The sequence below is a fragment of the Saccharopolyspora sp. NPDC045941 genome, from assembly GCF_056431445.1.
Genome location: NZ_JBWKKU010000015.1, coordinates 44562 through 62134, shown reverse-complemented (window position 1 = coordinate 62134; position 17573 = coordinate 44562). Strand labels below are relative to the sequence as shown.

The window sequence follows — 17573 nt, the reverse complement described above, 5'->3', positions numbered from 1 at the left end:
GCCGCCTTCGGGTGGCGCTCCTTTTTGCTGCGCAAATGGCGGCCGTCCGGCCGGGCCAGCGTCCGCGAGCGCTTTGCGACCAAACGTACTCACGGGCCCTGAGCAGCGGAAACGCCGTCAGGCCGCGGAGGTCACGCGGTAGACGTCGTAGACGCCCTCGATGTTGCGGACCGCCTTGAGGACGTGGCCCAGGTGCTTCGGGTCGCCCATCTCGAAGGAGAAGCGGCTCACCGCCACCCGGTCCTTCGACGTGGTCACCGACGCCGACAGGATGTTCACCCGCTCGTCCGCCAGCACCTTCGTCACGTCGGAGAGCAGCCGGTGCCGGTCCAGGGCCTCCACCTGGATCGCGACCAGGAACACCGACGACGCCGACGGCGCCCAGTGCACCTCGACCAGCCGTTCGGGCGTGCGGCGCAGGTCGTCGGCGTTGGTGCAGTCCGTGCGGTGCACGCTGACCCACCCGCCGCGGGTCACGAAGCCGAGGATCTCGTCGCCCGGGACCGGCGTGCAGCAGCGCGCCAGCTTCGCCCACACGTCCCCGGCGTCCTTGACCACGACGCCGGAGTCGCCGCTGCTGCGGCGCTTGCCGCGCAACGTCGACGGCGTCGACCGCTCCGCGATCTCGTCGGCCGCCTGCTCCGGGCCGCCGATGAACGCCACGAGGCGCTGCACCAGGTGCTGCGCCGAGAGCTGCTTCTCCCCCACCGCCGCGTACAGGCCGGTGACGTCCACGTAGTGCAGTTCGCGGGCCACCGCGCCGAGCGTTTCCGCCGACACGAAACGCTGCAACGGCAGGCCCAGCCGCCGGATCTCCTTGGCGATCAGCTCCTTGCCGGACTCGATCGCCTCCTCGCGGCGCTCCTTGGCGAACCACTGCTTGATCTTCGCCTTGGCCCGCGGCGAGGCCACAAACGACAGCCAGTCGCGGCTCGGGCCGGATCCCTCCGCCTTGGAGGTGAAGATCTCGACGACCTCGCCGTTCTCCAGCTTGCGCTCCAGCGCCACCAGCCGGCCGTTGACGCGGGCGCCGATGCAGCGGTGGCCCACCTCGGTGTGCACCGCGTAGGCGAAGTCCACCGGGGTCGAGCCCGACGGCAGCGTGATCACGTCGCCCTTCGGCGTGAAGACGAAGATCTCCCTGGTCGCCAGGTCGTAGCGCAGCGACTCCAGGAACTCGCCGGGGTCCGCGGCCTCCCGCTGCCAGTCGAGCAGCTGCCGCATCCACGCCATCTCGTCGACCTCGACGGCCGACTGCGCGGCGCCGTTGCGCCCCTTGGTCTCCTTGTACCGCCAGTGCGCCGCGATGCCGTACTCGGCCGTGCGGTGCATCTCGTGGGTGCGGATCTGCACCTCCAGCGGCTTGCCCTCCGGGCCGATCACCGTGGTGTGCAGCGACTGGTAGACCCCGAACCGGGGCTGCGCGATGTAGTCCTTGAAGCGGCCGGGCATCGGCTGCCACAGCGCGTGCACCACGCCCATCGCCGCGTAGCAGTCGCGGACCTCGTCGACCAGGATCCGCACGCCCACCAGGTCGTGGATGTCGTCGAAGTCGCGGCCCCGCACGATCATCTTCTGGTGGATGGAGTAGTAGTGCTTGGGGCGGCCCTGCACCTTCGCGGCCAGCCGGGCGGTGTCGAGCTGGTGCGACAGCTCGTCGATGACGGTGCGCAGGTAGGTGTCGCGGGACGGCGCGCGGTTGGCCACCAGGCGCACGATCTCGTCGTACTTCTTGGGCTGCAGGATGGCGAACGCCAGGTCCTCCAGCTCCCACTTGATGGTGGCCATGCCCAGCCGGTGCGCCAGCGGCGCCAGGACCTCAAGGGTCTCCCGCGCCTTGCGGGCCTGCTTCTCCGGCGGCAGGAAGCGCATGGTGCGCATGTTGTGCAGCCGGTCGGCGAGCTTGATCACCAGCACCCGCGGGTCGCGGGCCATCGCGATGATCATCTTGCGGATGGTCTCGGCCTCGGCGGCGGCGCCCAGCTTGACCTTGTCCAGCTTGGTGACCCCGTCGACCAGGTGCGCCACCTCGTCGCCGAACTCGGCGCCGAGCTTCTCCAACGAGTAGTCGGTGTCCTCGACGGTGTCGTGCAGCAGGCCGGCGACCAGGGTGGTGGTGTCCATGCCGAGCTCGGCGAGGATCGTCGCGACCGCCAGCGGATGCGTGATGTACGGGTCGCCGGACTTGCGCCGCTGACTGCGGTGCTTCTCCTCGGCGACGTCGTAGGCGCGCTGCAGCAGCGCGAGGTCGGCCTGGGGGTGCAGCTCCCGGTGCACCGTCGCCAGCGGCTCCAGCACCTGCTTGACCGCGGCGGCCCGCTGCGCCGTGATCCTCCTGGCCAGCCGGGCGCGGACGCGACGCGTCGCAGAGGCCGCCCGCGGCTCGGCAGCCGGGTCGGCTGCCGATGCAGGAGATTCGACGTGTTGGCTCACCGCACGCTCCCGGGCTCGTATTGCTCTCGTCCCAGGTCCGGGGGACCCGGACACTGAGAATAACGCCATCCGAGCGACGGACCTTCCCAGGTATGGGTGTGATACGCCCAGCGGTCACCTGGCGCAGGTGAAGGACGAGAGAACTTCAGCCGCACCGATCAGCGACGAGAGCGCCGCCCGCGTCCCGGTGACCGGGTCGCGGGCGGCGCTCACCTCGTCGGATCAGGCCTGCAGCAGGGCCCGGACGGATTCGCCCATGATCTTGTCGCGGCCTTCGAGGGCTGTGAGTTCGAGCACGACGGCCGCCGCCGCGACCTCCGCACCGGCCTGCCGGACCAGGCGGCAAGCCGCGCCCAGGGTCCCGCCGGTGGCCAAGACGTCGTCCACGATCAGCACCCGCTGACCGGCACGAAGCGTGTCCGCCGGGAGTTCGAGCGTGGCGTGGCCGTACTCCAGCGTGTAGTCGACCCGGTCCGCCACCACCGGCAGCTTGCCGGGCTTGCGGAGCCCGATCACGCCCGTGCCGAACTCCTGCGCGACCGCCGCGCCGACCAGGAAGCCACGCGCCTCCACGCCGGCCACCACGTCGAACTCGATGTCCCGGCCCAGCGCCGACACCACGGCGTTGAGCCCGGAGCCGTCGGCGAGCAGCGGGCTGATGTCGCGGAACAGGACTCCCGGCTCGGGGAAGTCCGGCACCTCGCGGATCAGCTCGACCGCCTGCCGGAGCGCATGATCGGTCGCATCGGTCACCTGCACGGAAATGGCCGTCTCGTCCATCGCGGTCAACGCCGCCGTTTCCCGGACGGGCGGCCGGCCTTGGTGCCGGGACGCCCACCACGCGGGCCCGTGCCCGCCGCGACCGCGTGCTTCGGCTCGGCCGGGACGTCCTCGCCCGCTGCCTTGGCGGCGGCGCGCTCACGGCGCTGCCGCACCTTCGCCGCGTGCTCGCGGTACTTCGGGTCGCGCATCTTGAAGTCCACCAGCAGCGGCGTGGCCAGGAAGATCGACGACACGACGCCGGCGATCATGCCGACCATCTGCACCAGCGCCAGGTCCTGCAGCACGCCGACGCCGAGCAGCCCGGCGCCCACCACGAGCAGCCCGATCACCGGCAGCAGCGCGATCACCGAGGTGTTGATCGAGCGCATCAGGGTCTGGTTGACCGCCAGGTTCGCCGCCTCGCCGTAGGTGCGACGGGTCAGCCCGAGCAGGCCGCGGGTGTTCTCCTTGACCTTGTCGAAGACCACCACCGTGTCGTACAGCGAGAACCCGAGGATGGTCAGCAGGCCGATGACGGTGCTCGGCGTGACCTCGAAGCCGACCAGCGAGTAGATGCCCGCGGTCACCAGGACGTCGTGGAACAGCGCGATCAGCGCCGCCACCGCCATCCACTTCTCGAAGTAGAACGCCAGGAAGATCGTGACCAGCACCAGGAACACGCCCAGTGCGATCAGCGCCTGCTGGGTGATCTCGCCGCCCCAGGTGCCGCTGACCGCGCTGTCGCTGATCACCTGCTGGCTCGGGTTGCCCTGCGCGTCCAGCGGCTGCACCTGGGTGAACAGCGACTGCTTGACGGCCGCCACCTGGTCCGGGGTCAGCGCAGAGGAGCGGATCTGGATGCTCGTGTTGGCCCCGGCCCCGACGATCTGCACCGTCTCGGCCGGGTGACCCAACGCGTCCTGGAACGCGTTCTGCACCTGGTCGGTCTGGATCGGGCCCTGGGCGCCGACGGCGGGCAGCTGGAGCTTGGTGCCGCCCTCGAAGTCGATGCCGAGGTTGAAGCCCTTGAACCCGATGGCGCCGAGGCACACGAGCACGAGCAGGCCCAGCGAGATGTACCACCGGGCGCGCTTGCCGATGATGTCGAAGGCCCCGGTACCGGTGTAGAGGCGCTGAAAGACGCTTTCGCGCCGTGCGCCTTCGGTTCCTGGAGTCGTCACCTTCACGCCTCCTTGGCGGTGGTCGCGGCGGCCTTGCGGGCGGCCCGGTTCTGGTCACCGAGTCGTTGCACCGCCCCCAGGCCGGAGACCGAGGGCTTGGACAGGAACTTGTTCTTCGAGGCGAGCACCACCAGCGGGTGCGTGACGAGGAAGACCACGACCAGGTCCAGCACCGTCGACATGCCGAGGGTGAAGGCGAAGCCCTTCACCTGGCCGACGGCGAGCACGTACAGCACGGCGGCGGCCAGGAAGCTGACCGCGTCGGCGGACAGGATCGTGCGCCGGGCCCGCGTCCAGGCGCGCGGCACCGCCGAGCGGAACGTGCGGCCCTCGCGGATCTCGTCCTTGAGCCGTTCGAAGAACACGATGAACGAGTCGGCGGTGATGCCGATCGCGACGATGAAACCGGCGATGCCCGCCAGGTCGAGGGTGAAGCCGACCCAGCGGCCGAGCAGCACCAGCACGCCGTAGACCACGCCGCCGGAGAGCACCAGCGACAGGACGGTCAGGATGCCCAGCAGCCGGTAGTAGAGCAGGCAGTACACCGCGACCAGGATCAGGCCGATGCCACCGGCGATCAGGCCGGCCTCCAGCGAGGCCACGCCGAGGCTCGCGGAGACCGTCTCGGCCTCGGACTGGTCGAAGGCCAGCGGCAGCGAGCCGTACTTGAGGATGTTGGCCAGGTCGGTGGCGCTCTCCTGGTTGAACTGCCCGTTGATGCTGGCGTTGCCGCCCAGCAGCGCCTGCTGGATCTGCGGCGCCGACACCACCTCGGTGTCCAGCACGAACGCGGCCTGCTGGCCGACGTTGGCGGAGGTGAAGTCGGCCCAGACCTTGGCGCCTTCGCTCTTGAAGTCCAGCGACACCGTCCAGCCCGGCTGCCCGCCCTGCGGCTGCGGCGGCACGGCCTGCGAGTTCGCGATCTCCTTGCCGGGCAGGAACACCGGCTCCAGCAGGTACTTCTGCTGGCCCTCGCGGTCGCAGGTCACCAGCGGCAGCTTCGGGTCGTCGTTGCCGCGCAGCGGGTCGTCCGCGGTGCAGTTCAGCGTCTGCAGCGCCTGCATCTGGACGTTCGGGTCGGTGCTCTGCCGGAGCGCCTTCGCCTCGTCGATGGCCTTCTGCTGGTCGCCAGGGCCCTGCTGCTGCGCGGCCTGCGGGGTGGTTCCCGCCGGCGGCTGCGCCGCGGGCACCGCGTTGACGACCTTGCGGAAGTTCAGCTCGGCGGTCTGCCCCAGCTGCTTGGCTTCCTCGCCGCCCTCGCCCGGCACGGTGATCACCAGGTTGTTGCCGTCCCGGGTCACCTCGGAACCGCTGATGCCCATGCCGTTGACGCGGGTCTCGATGATCTGCCGCGCCTGGTTCAGCGCCTCGTTGGTGGGCGGCTGACCGTCCGGCGTGCGGGCCGTCAGCGTCACGCGGGTGCCGCCCTGCAGGTCGATCCCGAGCTTCGGCGTCGGCTTGCCGTCACCGGTGAAGAACACCAGTGCGTACAGCCCCACGACGATCAGCGCGAAGATCGCCAGATAACGCCCTGGGCGAATCTGCCCGGCCGGAGGTGCCACGGTGCGTCAGTCTCCTGTCCACGGTCCGTATCGGGTGCGCGGTCGGTTCGCGTAGGCGTCGCCTACCGAACTGCGCAAGCTGTGACGAGCGGTTCCGCCCGCTCGACGCCAACCTACAGCCGGGCTCGCCAGGTTCCCCGATCGGCGCGATCTGTTGGCGATCTTCGCCACCAACGGGCGGCGGATCGCCGAATTCCTTCGGTCCAGTCTGACAGGCCGGGCACAGGCTCCGGCGATCCGGGTGGCGACCGTGCGTTGATCGACGACTACGCACGGACGCGGGCCCGGAAACCCGGTGCCCGCGTCACGACCTGGCTGCGGCGAACCCGCCCGCCGGGCGCCCTGCGGCGCCCGGGGGAGGCGTTGCGCCTGCTGTCAGTTGGTCTTCTGCTTCTCGATCGGCTCGGCGATCTCGGCCTTCGACTCCGGGACCTCGGCCTCGGCCGGGGCCTCCTCGGTCTTCGCCGACTCGGTCGACTCGACCGCCTCGGCGGCCGGGGCGCTGTCGGTGGCGACCTTCTCGCGGACCGCGGCGCGCACCCAGGTGGTGGTCATGCCCGGGGCGAGCTCCAGGTCGATGGTGTCGTCGCTGGTGGCGACGACCTTGCCGAACACACCGGAGGTGGTCATCACCTTGTCGCCCGGCTCGATCGAGTTCTGCAGCTTCTGCTGCTCGGCCACGGCGCGCTTCTGCTTGCGGGCCTGCAGGAACAGCGGCACCGCCAGCAGGACGATCAGCAGCGGAAGAATCAGGGATTGGAGGTCCATCGTGCTCCGTTCAGCGGACGCTTCGGGGCCCAGCCCTCGCAGTACTGCGCCCGAATTGTTCGGATGTTCTGCCCCAGTGTGCCAGGTCAACTCGGGTCGACGTCCTCTCCCGCTGGGAACCAGGAGAGTCTCCCCGCTCTCGCGCGGGGCGCGGTTCGTGCCTGCCGCGCGGCACACCACCCGTCCGGCGGTGCCGCCTCGCGCGGTTCACCACCACCGAGCGGGACGTGAGGAGGATAACGTCACGCCGCAAGCACGGACCAGCGCCCCGGCTGCGAGCCGATGGCTGGGCGACGCACACAGTATCGGCGATTTGTCACTATTGGATCACTCGGCGAAGAAGTCGGTCTGCGCCTCGCCGGGCGCATGCTGCGGCGGCGTGAGGCCCACGTGCTGCCACGCGGCGACCGTCGCGACCCGGCCGCGCGGGGTGCGGGCGATCATGCCCGCGCGCACCAGGTAGGGCTCGCAGACCTCCTCGACCGTGCTCGGCTCCTCGCCGACCGCGACCGCCAGCGTCGAAACCCCCACCGGGCCGCCGTGGAACGACTTGATCAGCGCGGTGAGCACCGCCCGGTCCAGCCGGTCCAGGCCCATCTCGTCGACGTCGTAGACGGCCAGCGCGGCGCGCGCGATCTCGCGGTCGACCACGCCGTCGGCGCGCACCTCCGCGAAGTCGCGGACCCGCCGCAGCAGCCGGTTGGCGATCCGCGGCGTGCCCCGGGACCGGCGGGCGATCTCGGTCGCCCCATCGTCGCGCAGGTCCACGCCCAGGATCCCGGCCGAGCGGCGCACCACCAGCTCCAGCTCCGCGGCGGAGTAGAACTCCATGTGCGCGGTGAAGCCGAACCGGTCGCGCAGCGGCCCGGTCAGCGCGCCGGACCGGGTGGTGGCCCCGACCAGCGTGAACGGGGCCAGCTCCAGCGGGATGCTGGTCGCCCCCGGTCCCTTGCCGACCACGATGTCCACCCGGTAGTCCTCCATCGCCAGGTAGAGCATCTCCTCGGCGGGCCGGGCGATCCGGTGGATCTCGTCGATGAACAGCACGTCACCTTCGGCGAGGTTGGACAGCATCGCCGCGAGGTCGCCGGGGCGTTCCAGCGCCGGCCCGGAGGTGACCCGGATCGAGGCGCCCAGCTCCGTCGCCATGATCATCGACAGGCTGGTCTTGCCCAGCCCGGGCGGGCCGGAGAACAGCACGTGGTCGGGCTGTTCGCCGCGCTTGAGCGCGCCGTGCAGGACCAGCTCCAGCTGCTCGCGCACGCGGGACTGGCCCACGAACTCGCTCAGCTTGCGCGGGCGCAGCGTCGTCTCGACGTCCTGATCGCCCAGGTCCTGCTGCGGGGTCAGGGCGACGCCGTCAGCGGACGGCGGCCATTCGTCGTTGTCCTCGTGCATCAGGCCGGCCTCACTTCGGGCCCAGCGTGGCCAGCGCCTTGCGCAGCACCGCCGAGGTGTCCAGGTCACCGTTGCCGGCGGCCAGCACCGCTTCGACGCTCTGCTCGGCCTGCTTGGCCGAGAAGCCCAGCCCCACCAGCGCTTCGGAGACCTCGGACCGCACCCGGCCGCGATCCGCCGAGGCCGCCGGCCCGGCCGCGGTCCCGGCCACCACGCCGACCTTGTCGCGCAGCTCCAGGATCAGCCGCTCGGCGCTCTTCTTGCCGATGCCGGGCACCTGGGTGAGCACCGTCAGGTTGCCGTCGGCCAGCGCGTGGCAGAGCTGGCCGGGCGCGAGCACCGCGAGCGTGGCCAGCGCGAGCCGCGGGCCGACCCCGGAGGCCGTCTGCAGCAGCACGAAGAGGTCTCGGGCCTCGGCGTCGGCGAAGCCGTAGAGCGTCAGCGAGTCCTCGCGCACGATCAGCGACGTCCACAGCCGCGCTTCCTCGCCGCGGCGCAGGGCGGCCAGCGTCACCGGGGTGGCGTGCACCGCCATGCCCACGCCGCCGACTTCGATCACGGCGTGGTCCAGCCCGATGGACAGCACCGGACCCCGGACCGTGGAGATCATCGGGAAATCCCTCCAAACCTGTTCATGGGCTAGTTCTGCGCGGGTGGTCGCTCGGCGGAACGCCGCCGGTGGTCACCTTGCGCACGTGGGCCGAGCGGCTTCGCCGCTTCGGGGACGACATCACGATCTTCGGTTGGCTTGCGCAGCGGCCTTCAGCCTGGCGCGGTGGTTCCGGGCGAGCTCGGCCGCCCTGGCCTCCGCCTCGGCGAGCCGGGCCGCCATCGGGGCGCGCCAGATGTGGCAGACCGCGAGCGCCAGCGCGTCGGCGGCGTCGGCCGGCTTGGGCGCTTCGGCCAGTCCGAGGATCTTGGTGATCATCATGGTGACCTGGCGCTTGTCGGCGCGGCCGGAACCGCTGACGGCGGCCTTGACCTCGCTGGGCGTGTGGAAGGCGACCGGCAGCTTGCGGCGGGCGGCCGCCAGCGCCACGATGCCCGAGACCTGCGCCGTGCCCATCACTGTGCGCACGTTGTGCTGGCTGAAGACCCGCTCGATCGCCACCACCTCGGGGCGGTGCGCGTCGATCCACTGCTCCACCACTTCGGACACCGCCAGCAGCCGGCTGGATAGCTCGTCCTCCGGCGGGGTGCGCGCCACGCCGACCGCGATGCAGGCGACCTCGCGGCCGCGGCCGCCGTCGACCACGCCGAGGCCGCAGCGGGTCAGCCCGGGGTCGACTCCCAGCACGCGCACGACGCCACCTGCTCCCGCCTGATGAACACTCGTTCGAACCCTATCGAACCGCCGGAGTCCGCGACCACACCGACACGCACGCGCCTCACCCGACCGGGTCAGATCGCGCGGCGTCCTCGCCGGTCAGGGGCCGTCGGTCCCGGGCGTCCAGGATTCCGGGAGGCCGCTGTCGGTCAGGACCGGCTGGTACTCGCGGAAACCGCCCGGCGCGTCGGGCTGCCACGGGAACTTGCCGTCGTCCGGGCTGGAGGCGATCAGCTGCACCGCCGGGAAGTCCGGCCCGTTGTAGACCAGGAACGCACTGCCCAGGTACTCCGGGTAGTGCTGCAGCGCGACCTTCTCGAAGGTGACCGGGCAGCCCTGCAGGAAGCCGTCGTAGAGCTGACCCGGCTGGAACCGCTCGCCGCCGCCGACCCGCTGCACGTAGGTGTTGACCACCGCGTGCGCGACCTCCTTGGGCAGACCGATCACGACGACCTCGGGCTTGCCGAAGCGCCGCCACGCGCCGACCGAGAACGCGTATGCCGCGCCGCTGTCGTCGCCCGCCACGTGCATCACCGCGGCACCGTGCTTGTCCGCGGTGTTCACCATCCACTTGCGCAGAGCCTCATCCGTGTCGACCACGGCGCCATTCTGCCTGCGGAGCAGATCCGCTCCCGCCGCCACCCGGGCGTCGGCCACTGTGGACACCGGCGGGAGCGGGCCGGGCACGCCGCGTGGCCGCGGCTCCCCGGGCCGGCAAAAGCGACCGGCCCCGCTGATGGGGGCCGGTCGCTCCATCGGTCACTGGCGGTGGCGATGCCACCGCTGTGCACCGGTTACGCGTTGACCTCTTCGAGCACCGCGTCCGACACGTCGAAGTTGGCGAAGACGTTCTGCACGTCGTCGCAGTCCTCGAGGGCGTCGATCAGCTTGAAGATCTTGCGGGCCGCGTCGGCGTCGAGCTCGACGTTGACCGAGGCCAGGAAGTTCGACTCCGCCGAGTCGTACTCGATGCCCGCCGCCTGCAGCGCCTTGCGCACCTCGACCAGGTCGGTCGGGTCGGCCAGGATCTCGTAGCTGTCACCGAGGTCGTTGATCTCCTCGGCACCTGCCTCCAGCACCGCGGAGAGCACGTCGTCCTCGCTGAGCCCGTTCTTCGGCAGCAGCACGACACCCTTGCGGTTGAACATGTAGGACACCGAGCCCGCGTCGGCCATCGAGCCGCCGTTGCGGGTCATCGCGGTGCGCACCTCGCCCGCGGCGCGGTTGCGGTTGTCGGTCAGGCACTCCACCAACACTGCGACGCCGTTGGGGCCGTAGCCCTCGTACATGATCGTCTGCCAGTCGGCGCCGCCGGCCTCTTCCCCGGCGCCGCGCTTGCGGGCGCGCTCGATGTTGTCCATCGGGACCGAGTTCTTGCGCGCCTTCTGGACGGCGTCGTACAGGGTCGGGTTGCCCTCGGGATCGCCCCCACCGGTACGAGCGGCAACCTCGATGTTCTTGATCAGCTTCGCGAAGAGCTTGCCGCGCTTGGCGTCGAGGGCGGCCTTCTTGTGCTTGGTGGTGGCCCACTTGGAGTGGCCGCTCATCTCTCCTCCGTCTTTCTACGCCTGCGCCGTGGAACCAAGCCGCGCGCGGACGATCTGTACGAAATAGCGGTGCACGCGCTCGTCCCCGCCGACCAGCTCCGGGTGGAAAGCGGTGGCGAGCACCGGTCCCTGCTGAACCGCGACGATCCTACCGGCGGCCGCATCCCGCCCGGTGGTGTCCGGGTCATCGGGCCCCGAGTCGGGTACCGCGGCCAGCACGTCGACATCGTCACCGACCTTCTCCACCCATGGTGCGCGGATGAACACCGCGTGCACGGGGCCGTCCGGGATGCCGGCGAATTCCAGGTCCGTTTCGAAGGAATCGACCTGCCTGCCGAAGGCGTTGCGCCGCACGACGACGTCCAGCGCGCCCAGCGGGCGGACCGCCGGCAGTTCCCGGTCCTCGTCGAGCACCTCGCGGGACAACATGATCATCCCGGCGCACGAGCCGTACGCGGGCAGACCGGCTGCGAGGCGTTCGCGCAGCGGTTCGTAGAGCTCGAAGGTGTCGAGCAGACGGGTCATGGTGGTCGACTCGCCGCCCGGCAGCACGATGCCCTGCACCGCCGCCAGCTCCTCCGCTCGGCGAACCGGCCGGGCATCGGCCCCGCTGCGCTCCAGCGCGGCCAGGTGCTCGGCGACGCCGCCTTGCAGAGCGAGGACTCCGATCACGGGTTTCGTCACGGTTCCGATTCTCCTGCACTTCCGTCCACAACCGAAGGCCGGGATGCGCGGCCCGCAGGCCCCCGGCAGCCTGACTGCCGCAATTTCAATGGAAATCGAAGGTCCGATTTCCATTGAAATTGCGGCGACCTACCCCGCCAGGCCGGTGAGCCTCAGCAGGGCCGTGGTGGCCGCCGCGGCTGCCACCACCAACACGAACGGCGCCCGCCGCCAGGCCAGCACGCCGCCGACCGCGACGCCCGCGAAGCGGGCCCAGCCGGCGAAGCCGCCGGACTCGAAGGCGGTGCTGGTGGCGACGAAGGCGCCGAGCAGCACGATCGCGGCGATCGACAGCAGCTGCTCCAACCGCTCCGAGATCTGGATCCGGCCGCGCAGCAGCGGGCCGGCCAGCCGCATGGCGTAGGTGCCGGCGGCCAGCGCGAAGATCACGCCGAGAGTCATCGGGCCTCCTCCCCCACCAGTCGCTTCGGCAACGGCAGCGCGGCGGCGAGGCCGACCAGCGCGGCCATCACCGGCAGGCCCTCGGGCAGCACCGGCGTGGTCAGCAAGGCCACGAACGCGCCCACCGCGACCGCCCGCAGGGTCCGGAACTCCCGCAGCGACGGCATGATCAGGGCCAGCAGGGCCGCGGGCATCGCCGCATCCAGGCCGAAGGCCCCCGGATCGCCGACGCTCTGGCCGAGCAGGCCGCCGAGGAACACCGAGGGGGCCCAGGCGCAGTACAGGGCGATGCCGGTCAGCCAGTACGCGCGCTTCTTCTGCGCCGTGGTGTCCTGCGCCAGCGCGAACGCCACGGATTCGTCCACCATCAGGTGACTGCCGATCAGCCGGCTCGGCCAGCCGCGGTCCAGCAGGCCGCCGACCGCCATGCCGAACGGGAGGTGCCGGGCGTTGAGCATCAGGCCGCCGAGCACCGCGGTGACCGGGGCGGCGCCCGCGGTGACCAGGCCGACCACCATGAACTCCGAGCCGCCGGCGAACACGACCGCGCCCATCAGCGTGATCATCCACAGCGGCACGCCCTTGCTCACCGCGATGGCGCCGAGCGACGCGCCGACGATGGCCATCGCCAGGGCCATCGACAGCACGTCGCGCACCAGCGCGTCCCGCCAGAATCCCGCTCGTGTTCGCTCTAACGTACTCACGTTCGTTATCCTGAACACCAAGGGCGTTGTTCGTCAAACCGAATCCAAGGACCGACAGAGCGAACAGGCATGAGTGAGACCGAGAACACGGCGGCCGCGCCGCCGCTGGAGACCATCGCCGCCTCCCTGCGCCGCGAACGCGACCGCGCCGGGCTGACCCTCACCGAACTCGCCCGGCGCGCCGGGATCGCGAAATCCACCCTGTCGCAGCTCGAATCCGGCACCGGCAACCCCAGCGTGGAAACGCTCTGGGCACTGGGCGTGGCACTGGGCGTGCCCTTCAGCCGCCTCGTCGACCCACCGACGCCGCAGGTGCGGGTCGTGCGGGCCGGGCAGGTCCCGCTCGTGCGCTCGGAGCAGTCGACCTACGCTGCGGCACTGCTGTCCTCCGGCCGCTCCGGGGCCCGTCGCGACCTCTACGTCCTCGAACTGGAGCCGGGCGGGGTCCGGCACGCGGACGCCCACATCCCAGGATCGGTGGAACACGTCGTCCTCACCTCCGGACGCCTGCTGGCAGGCCCGGAGGAGAACCCGGTGGAGCTCGGCGTGGGTGACTACATCTCCTTCTCCGGCGACGTGCCCCACATGTACGAAGCCCTCGAACCGGCCACCCGAGCGGTCCTCGTCATGGAGCACGCCTGACGCGCGGCCGGGGCACCCGGAGGCACCCCGGCCGCGCCGGGGTCACCAGCCGCGCTGGGCGTAGCGCTGCTGCTCGGTGAGGTCGTCGAGGTTGATGCCGACCATCGCCTCGCCGAGGCCCCGGGAGACCTTCGCGATCACGTCCGGGTCGTCGTAGAACGTCGTCGCCTTGACGATCGCCTCGGCGCGCTTCGCCGGGTCGCCGGACTTGAAGATGCCTGAGCCGACGAAGACGCCCTCCGCGCCCAGCTGGCGCATCATCGCCGCGTCCGCCGGGGTCGCGATGCCGCCCGCGGTGAACAGCACGACCGGCAGCTTCCCGGTCCTGGCGATCTCCTGGACCAGCTGCACCGGGGCGCGCAGCTCCTTCGCCGCGACGTAGAGCTCGTCCTCGCCGAGCACCGACAGCCGCCGGATGTCGGCGCGGATCTGCCGCATGTGGCGGGTCGCCTCCACGACGTTGCCGGTGCCGGCCTCGCCCTTGGAGCGGATCATCGCCGCGCCCTCGGAGATCCGCCGCAGCGCCTCGCCGAGGTTGGTCGCGCCGCACACGAACGGCACGGTGTAGGCCCACTTGTCGATGTGGTTGACCTCGTCGGCCGGGGTGAGCACCTCGGATTCGTCGATGTAGTCCACGCCCAGCGCCTGCAGGACCTGTGCCTCGACGAAGTGGCCGATGCGTGCCTTGGCCATCACCGGGATGGAGACGGCGTCGATGATGCCCTCGATCATGTCCGGGTCGGACATCCGGGCCACGCCGCCCTGGACGCGGATGTCGGCGGGCACCCGCTCCAGCGCCATCACCGCGACCGCACCCGCGGCCTCGGCGATCTTGGCCTGCTCGGGCGTCACCACGTCCATGATCACGCCGCCCTTGAGCATTTCTGCCATGCCGCGCTTGACCCCGTCAGTGCCGGTCCGGGCGTTGTTGGCGGTGTCCTTGGCGTCGACGGTAGTCACCTTCGGCCTTCCTGTCGTCCTGCTCTGCCGCGACAAGGCTATTCCCGAACTGGACCATTTCCACGGTCCACTAACCGCGATTTCCGGTAGTCCACTTGCCCAGCGGCGACATCACTCCCATGCCGGGTGACCACCGGCCTTGCACGACCCGAACGCGAGGTGTGTGATCGGAGACACAGTCGGTCGCCGGGAGCTCGCAGGGGGTACTCATGGGCACGAAGCAAAGCGGCACAGTAGGAGGGCCGGCGATACCGGCCCCCTCAGATCCCGCGAAGATCCGCAACGTGGTGCTGGTCGGCCCGTCGGCCGCCGGCAAGACCACGCTCGCCGAGGCGATGCTGGCCGCCACCTCGACGATTCCCAGATCGGGCAAGGTCACCGAGGGCACCACGGTGTGCGACCACGAGCCCGCCTCGATCGAGCAGCAGCGGTCCATCGGCCTGGCCATCGCGCCGATGAACCACGGCGACGTCAAGATCAACCTGATCGACACGCCCGGCTACGCGGACTTCGTCGGCGAGCTGCGCGCCGGGCTGCGCGCGGCGGACGCCGCCCTGTTCGTCGTCTCGGCGACCGAAGGCGTCGACGCCGCGACCCGCGCGATCTGGCAGGAGTGCGCCGCGGTCGGCATGCCGCGAGCCGTGCTCATCGCCCGGCTGGACCAGCCGCGCGCCGACTTCGACACCGCGCTGCTGAGCTGCCAGGACGCGTTCGGCTCGGGCGTGCTGCCGCTGTACCTGCCGCACTTCGACTCCGACGGCGAGTTCTTCGGCCTGATCGGCCTGCTCACCGAGCAGATCTACGAGCTCGGCGGGACCGTCTCCGCCGATGCGCGGGTGCGCGAGCAGATCGACCGGCCGCGCGGCGAACTCATCGAGGCGATCATCGCCGAGAGCGAGGACGAGTCGCTGATGGACCGGTACCTCAACGGCGAGCAGATCGACGAGGACACGCTGATCGCCGACCTGGAGAAGGCCGTGGCGAAGGGCGGCCTGCACCCGGTGCTGCCGGTGTGCGGGCTGACCGGGGTCGGCATCCGCGAGGTGCTCGAAGGCATCCGGCGCGGCTTCCCGTCGCCGCTGGAGCACCCGCTGCCGGAGTTCACCGACCCGCAGGGCCGCGATCCGCACCCGCTCACCCCGGACCCGGCGGGCCCGCTGGCGGCCGAGGTCGTGCACACCTCGGTCGACTCGTACGTGGGCCGCGTGTCGCTGGCTCGGGTGTTCTCCGGCACGATGCGCCCGGAGCGCCCGGTGCACGTCTCCGGGCACGGGATGGCGGAGCGCGGGCACCCGGACCACGACGAGGACGAGCGGGTCGCGCACCTCTACTCGCCGCTGGGCGTGAACCTGCGCGAGGTGTCGCACTGCATCGCGGGCGACCTGTGCGCGCTGACCAAGATCGGCTCGGCCGAGACCGGCGACACGCTGTCCGATCCGTCCGACCCGCTGCTGCTCAAGCCGTGGCCGATGCCGGAACCGCTGCTGCCGATCGCGGTCACCGCGCACACCCGCAGCGACGAGGACGCGCTGGCGCGCAACCTCAACCGGCTGATCGCCGCCGACCCGAGCCTGCGGCTGGAACGCGACAGCGAGACGCACCAGCTGGTGCTGTGGTGCATGGGCGAGGCGCACGCGGAGGTGGTGCTGCAGCGCCTGCGCGAGGGCGGCGCCGAGGTCGACACGGTGCCGGTGCGGGTGCCCCTGCGGCAGACCTTCGCCCAGCCCGCCAAGGGCCACGGGCGGCACGTCAAGCAGTCCGGCGGGCACGGCCAGTACGCGGTGTGCGACATCGAGGTGGAGCCGCTGCCGCGCGGTTCCGGCGTCGAGTTCACCGAGCGCGTGGTCGGCGGCGCGGTGCCGCGGCAGTTCATCCCGAGCGTGGAGAAGGGCGTGCGGGCGCAGATCGAGAAGGGCATCAACGAGGGCGCCCCGCTCGTGGACGTGCGGGTCACGCTGGTGGACGGCAAGGCGCACAGCGTCGACTCCTCCGACGCGGCGTTCCAGGCGGCGGGCGCACTGGCGCTCAAGGCCGCCGCCGAGCAGGCGGGGCTGGTCACGCTGGAACCGGTCGACGAGGTCGCGGTCCGCATTCCCGACGAGCACCTCGGGGCGGTGCTGGGCGACCTGTCCAGCCGCCGCGGCAAGGTCGTCGGCACGGAGCCGGAGGACAGCGGGTGGACCGTGGTGCGCGCGCACGTGCCCGCGAGCGAGCTCGTGCGCTACACGGTGAACGTGCGGTCGCTGAGCTCCGGCAGCGCGACCTTCACGCGGCAGTTCGAGAGCTACGAGCCGATGCCGGAGTCCCTCATCCCGCAGAAGTGACCAGGGCGCCCGGTCCCGCGGTCCCGCAATTTCAATGGAAATCGGACCTTCGATTTCCATTGAAATTGCGGAACGCCGACGGCGGGGGCGCGTCAGCGGTCGCGGTAGGAGGTGTGCACCGCGATCAGCCGTTGGGCGATCGTGACCAGCGACAGGGCCACCAGCAGCCAGACAGCGACGTCCAGGACGTACGGCACGCCCAGGCCGTGCAGGCCGGTGCCGACCAGGACCACGAGGAACCGCTCGGCTCGCTCCGCGAGGCCGCCGTCGGCGCTGAGGCCGTTGGCCTCCGCGCGCGCCTTCACGTAGGAGATCACCTGGGCGCTCACCAGGCAGATCAGCAGCGCCAGGCCGCGCAGGTGGTTCACGTCGACGACCAGCGCCCACCACACCAGCGCGCCGAACAGCGCGCCGTCGACCAGCCGGTCGCAGCTCGCGTCCAGCACGCCGCCGAACCGCGTCGCCTTGCCGCCGGCCCGCGCCATCGCGCCGTCGAGGATGTCGAAGAGCAGGAACACCGCGACCACCACGGTGCCCACGAACAACTGGCCGCGCGGGAAGAACCACATCGCCGCCCCGACGCTGGCGACCGTGCCGGCCACCGTGACCGCGTTCGGCGACAGCCCGAGGCGGACCAACCCCGCGCCGATCGGGTCGGTCAGTCGCGAAATGGAAGCCCGCGCGAAGATGTTGAGCATTGCGTGAAGTGTCAGCCGCCTGTGCACCGAGTGTCGTTTCCTGCAGATTAGCCGCAGCTGATCAATCGCACGGCAGGTGTGCGGGAACAACCGGGTGCCGTGACCGCGAACACAGGCGGAATACTTGAGCTTTCAATCTGGT

At 70.9% G+C, this 17573-nt stretch carries 17 protein-coding genes; 2 read left to right on the top strand and 15 right to left on the bottom strand.

The features are described from left to right. Nucleotides 1-117: 117 nt before the first annotated feature. The 13 genes from AC07FN_RS14525 to AC07FN_RS14465 all read right to left on the bottom strand — a co-directional run bounded on the left by AC07FN_RS14525 (nt 118) and on the right by AC07FN_RS14465 (nt 12807). A complete protein-coding gene (locus AC07FN_RS14525; RefSeq protein WP_452617456.1) occupies nt 118-2433 on the bottom strand; it encodes a RelA/SpoT family protein in 2316 nt (771 codons plus the stop codon). A 222-nt stretch (nt 2434-2655) separates the two neighbouring features. Next, nucleotides 2656-3213 carry an adenine phosphoribosyltransferase gene (locus AC07FN_RS14520; RefSeq protein WP_478396059.1) on the bottom strand — a complete coding sequence of 186 codons (558 nt, stop codon included), beginning with the start codon at nt 3211-3213 and terminating at the stop codon, nt 2656-2658. Between the two features lie 5 nt (nt 3214-3218). After that, on the bottom strand, nt 3219-4382 hold the full coding sequence (gene secF, locus AC07FN_RS14515; RefSeq protein WP_478396058.1) for a protein translocase subunit SecF: 1164 nt from the start codon (nt 4380-4382) through the stop codon (nt 3219-3221). Continuing rightward, complete coding sequence (gene secD / locus AC07FN_RS14510) at nt 4379-5938, bottom strand: protein translocase subunit SecD (RefSeq protein WP_478396057.1); 1560 nt, start codon at nt 5936-5938, stop codon at nt 4379-4381. The genes secF and secD overlap by 4 nt, the downstream gene beginning before the upstream one ends. Nucleotides 5939-6313: 375 nt before the next feature. Next, nucleotides 6314-6706, bottom strand: a complete 393-nt coding sequence (gene yajC, locus AC07FN_RS14505) for a preprotein translocase subunit YajC (RefSeq protein WP_478396056.1) — start codon at nt 6704-6706, stop codon at nt 6314-6316. Nucleotides 6707-7033: 327 nt separating this feature from the next. After that, nucleotides 7034-8104: a Holliday junction branch migration DNA helicase RuvB gene (ruvB, locus tag AC07FN_RS14500; RefSeq protein ID WP_478396055.1), complete on the bottom strand. Its 1071-nt coding sequence runs from the start codon at nt 8102-8104 to the stop codon at nt 7034-7036. Between the two features lie 10 nt (nt 8105-8114). Continuing rightward, nucleotides 8115-8714, bottom strand: a complete 600-nt coding sequence (gene ruvA, locus AC07FN_RS14495) for a Holliday junction branch migration protein RuvA (RefSeq protein WP_478396054.1) — start codon at nt 8712-8714, stop codon at nt 8115-8117. A gap of 120 nt (nt 8715-8834) precedes the next feature. Continuing rightward, a complete protein-coding gene (gene ruvC, locus AC07FN_RS14490) occupies nt 8835-9407 on the bottom strand; it encodes a crossover junction endodeoxyribonuclease RuvC (protein WP_452617449.1) in 573 nt (190 codons plus the stop codon). A gap of 123 nt (nt 9408-9530) precedes the next feature. After that, complete coding sequence (locus AC07FN_RS14485; RefSeq protein WP_235883461.1) at nt 9531-9998, bottom strand: DUF4262 domain-containing protein; 468 nt, start codon at nt 9996-9998, stop codon at nt 9531-9533. Between the two features lie 227 nt (nt 9999-10225). Next, nucleotides 10226-10978, bottom strand: coding sequence for a YebC/PmpR family DNA-binding transcriptional regulator (locus AC07FN_RS14480; protein ID WP_452617448.1), 753 nt, complete (start codon nt 10976-10978; stop codon nt 10226-10228). A 15-nt stretch (nt 10979-10993) separates the two neighbouring features. Then, complete coding sequence (gene pdxT, locus AC07FN_RS14475) at nt 10994-11662, bottom strand: pyridoxal 5'-phosphate synthase glutaminase subunit PdxT (RefSeq protein ID WP_478396053.1); 669 nt, start codon at nt 11660-11662, stop codon at nt 10994-10996. 129 nt (nt 11663-11791) lie between these two features. Continuing rightward, a complete protein-coding gene (locus AC07FN_RS14470) occupies nt 11792-12103 on the bottom strand; it encodes an AzlD domain-containing protein (RefSeq protein WP_358578540.1) in 312 nt (103 codons plus the stop codon). Then, nucleotides 12100-12807 (bottom strand): AzlC family ABC transporter permease, encoded by a 708-nt coding sequence (locus AC07FN_RS14465; protein WP_452617446.1) that lies wholly within the window; start codon nt 12805-12807, stop codon nt 12100-12102. Before AC07FN_RS14465 ends, AC07FN_RS14470 begins: the two co-directional genes overlap by 4 nt. Nucleotides 12808-12876: 69 nt before the next feature. On the opposite strand from AC07FN_RS14465, the gene AC07FN_RS14460 reads away from it, so the two are divergent. Further along, entirely contained in the window at nt 12877-13449 is a 573-nt protein-coding gene (locus AC07FN_RS14460) for a helix-turn-helix domain-containing protein (protein ID WP_452617445.1), read from the top strand. A 42-nt stretch (nt 13450-13491) separates the two neighbouring features. On the opposite strand, the gene pdxS is transcribed toward AC07FN_RS14460, so the two are convergent. After that, nucleotides 13492-14409 carry a pyridoxal 5'-phosphate synthase lyase subunit PdxS gene (pdxS, locus tag AC07FN_RS14455; RefSeq protein ID WP_478396052.1) on the bottom strand — a complete coding sequence of 306 codons (918 nt, stop codon included), beginning with the start codon at nt 14407-14409 and terminating at the stop codon, nt 13492-13494. Nucleotides 14410-14618: 209 nt separating this feature from the next. Here pdxS and AC07FN_RS14450 point away from each other — a divergent pair, with 209 nt between their 5' ends. Then, nucleotides 14619-16733: an elongation factor G-like protein EF-G2 gene (locus AC07FN_RS14450; protein WP_478396051.1), complete on the top strand. Its 2115-nt coding sequence runs from the start codon at nt 14619-14621 to the stop codon at nt 16731-16733. A 92-nt stretch (nt 16734-16825) separates the two neighbouring features. Here AC07FN_RS14450 and pgsA read toward each other — a convergent pair whose 3' ends face one another. Further along, a complete protein-coding gene (gene pgsA / locus AC07FN_RS14445) occupies nt 16826-17431 on the bottom strand; it encodes a phosphatidylinositol phosphate synthase (protein WP_478396050.1) in 606 nt (201 codons plus the stop codon). Nucleotides 17432-17573: the final 142 nt, after the last annotated feature.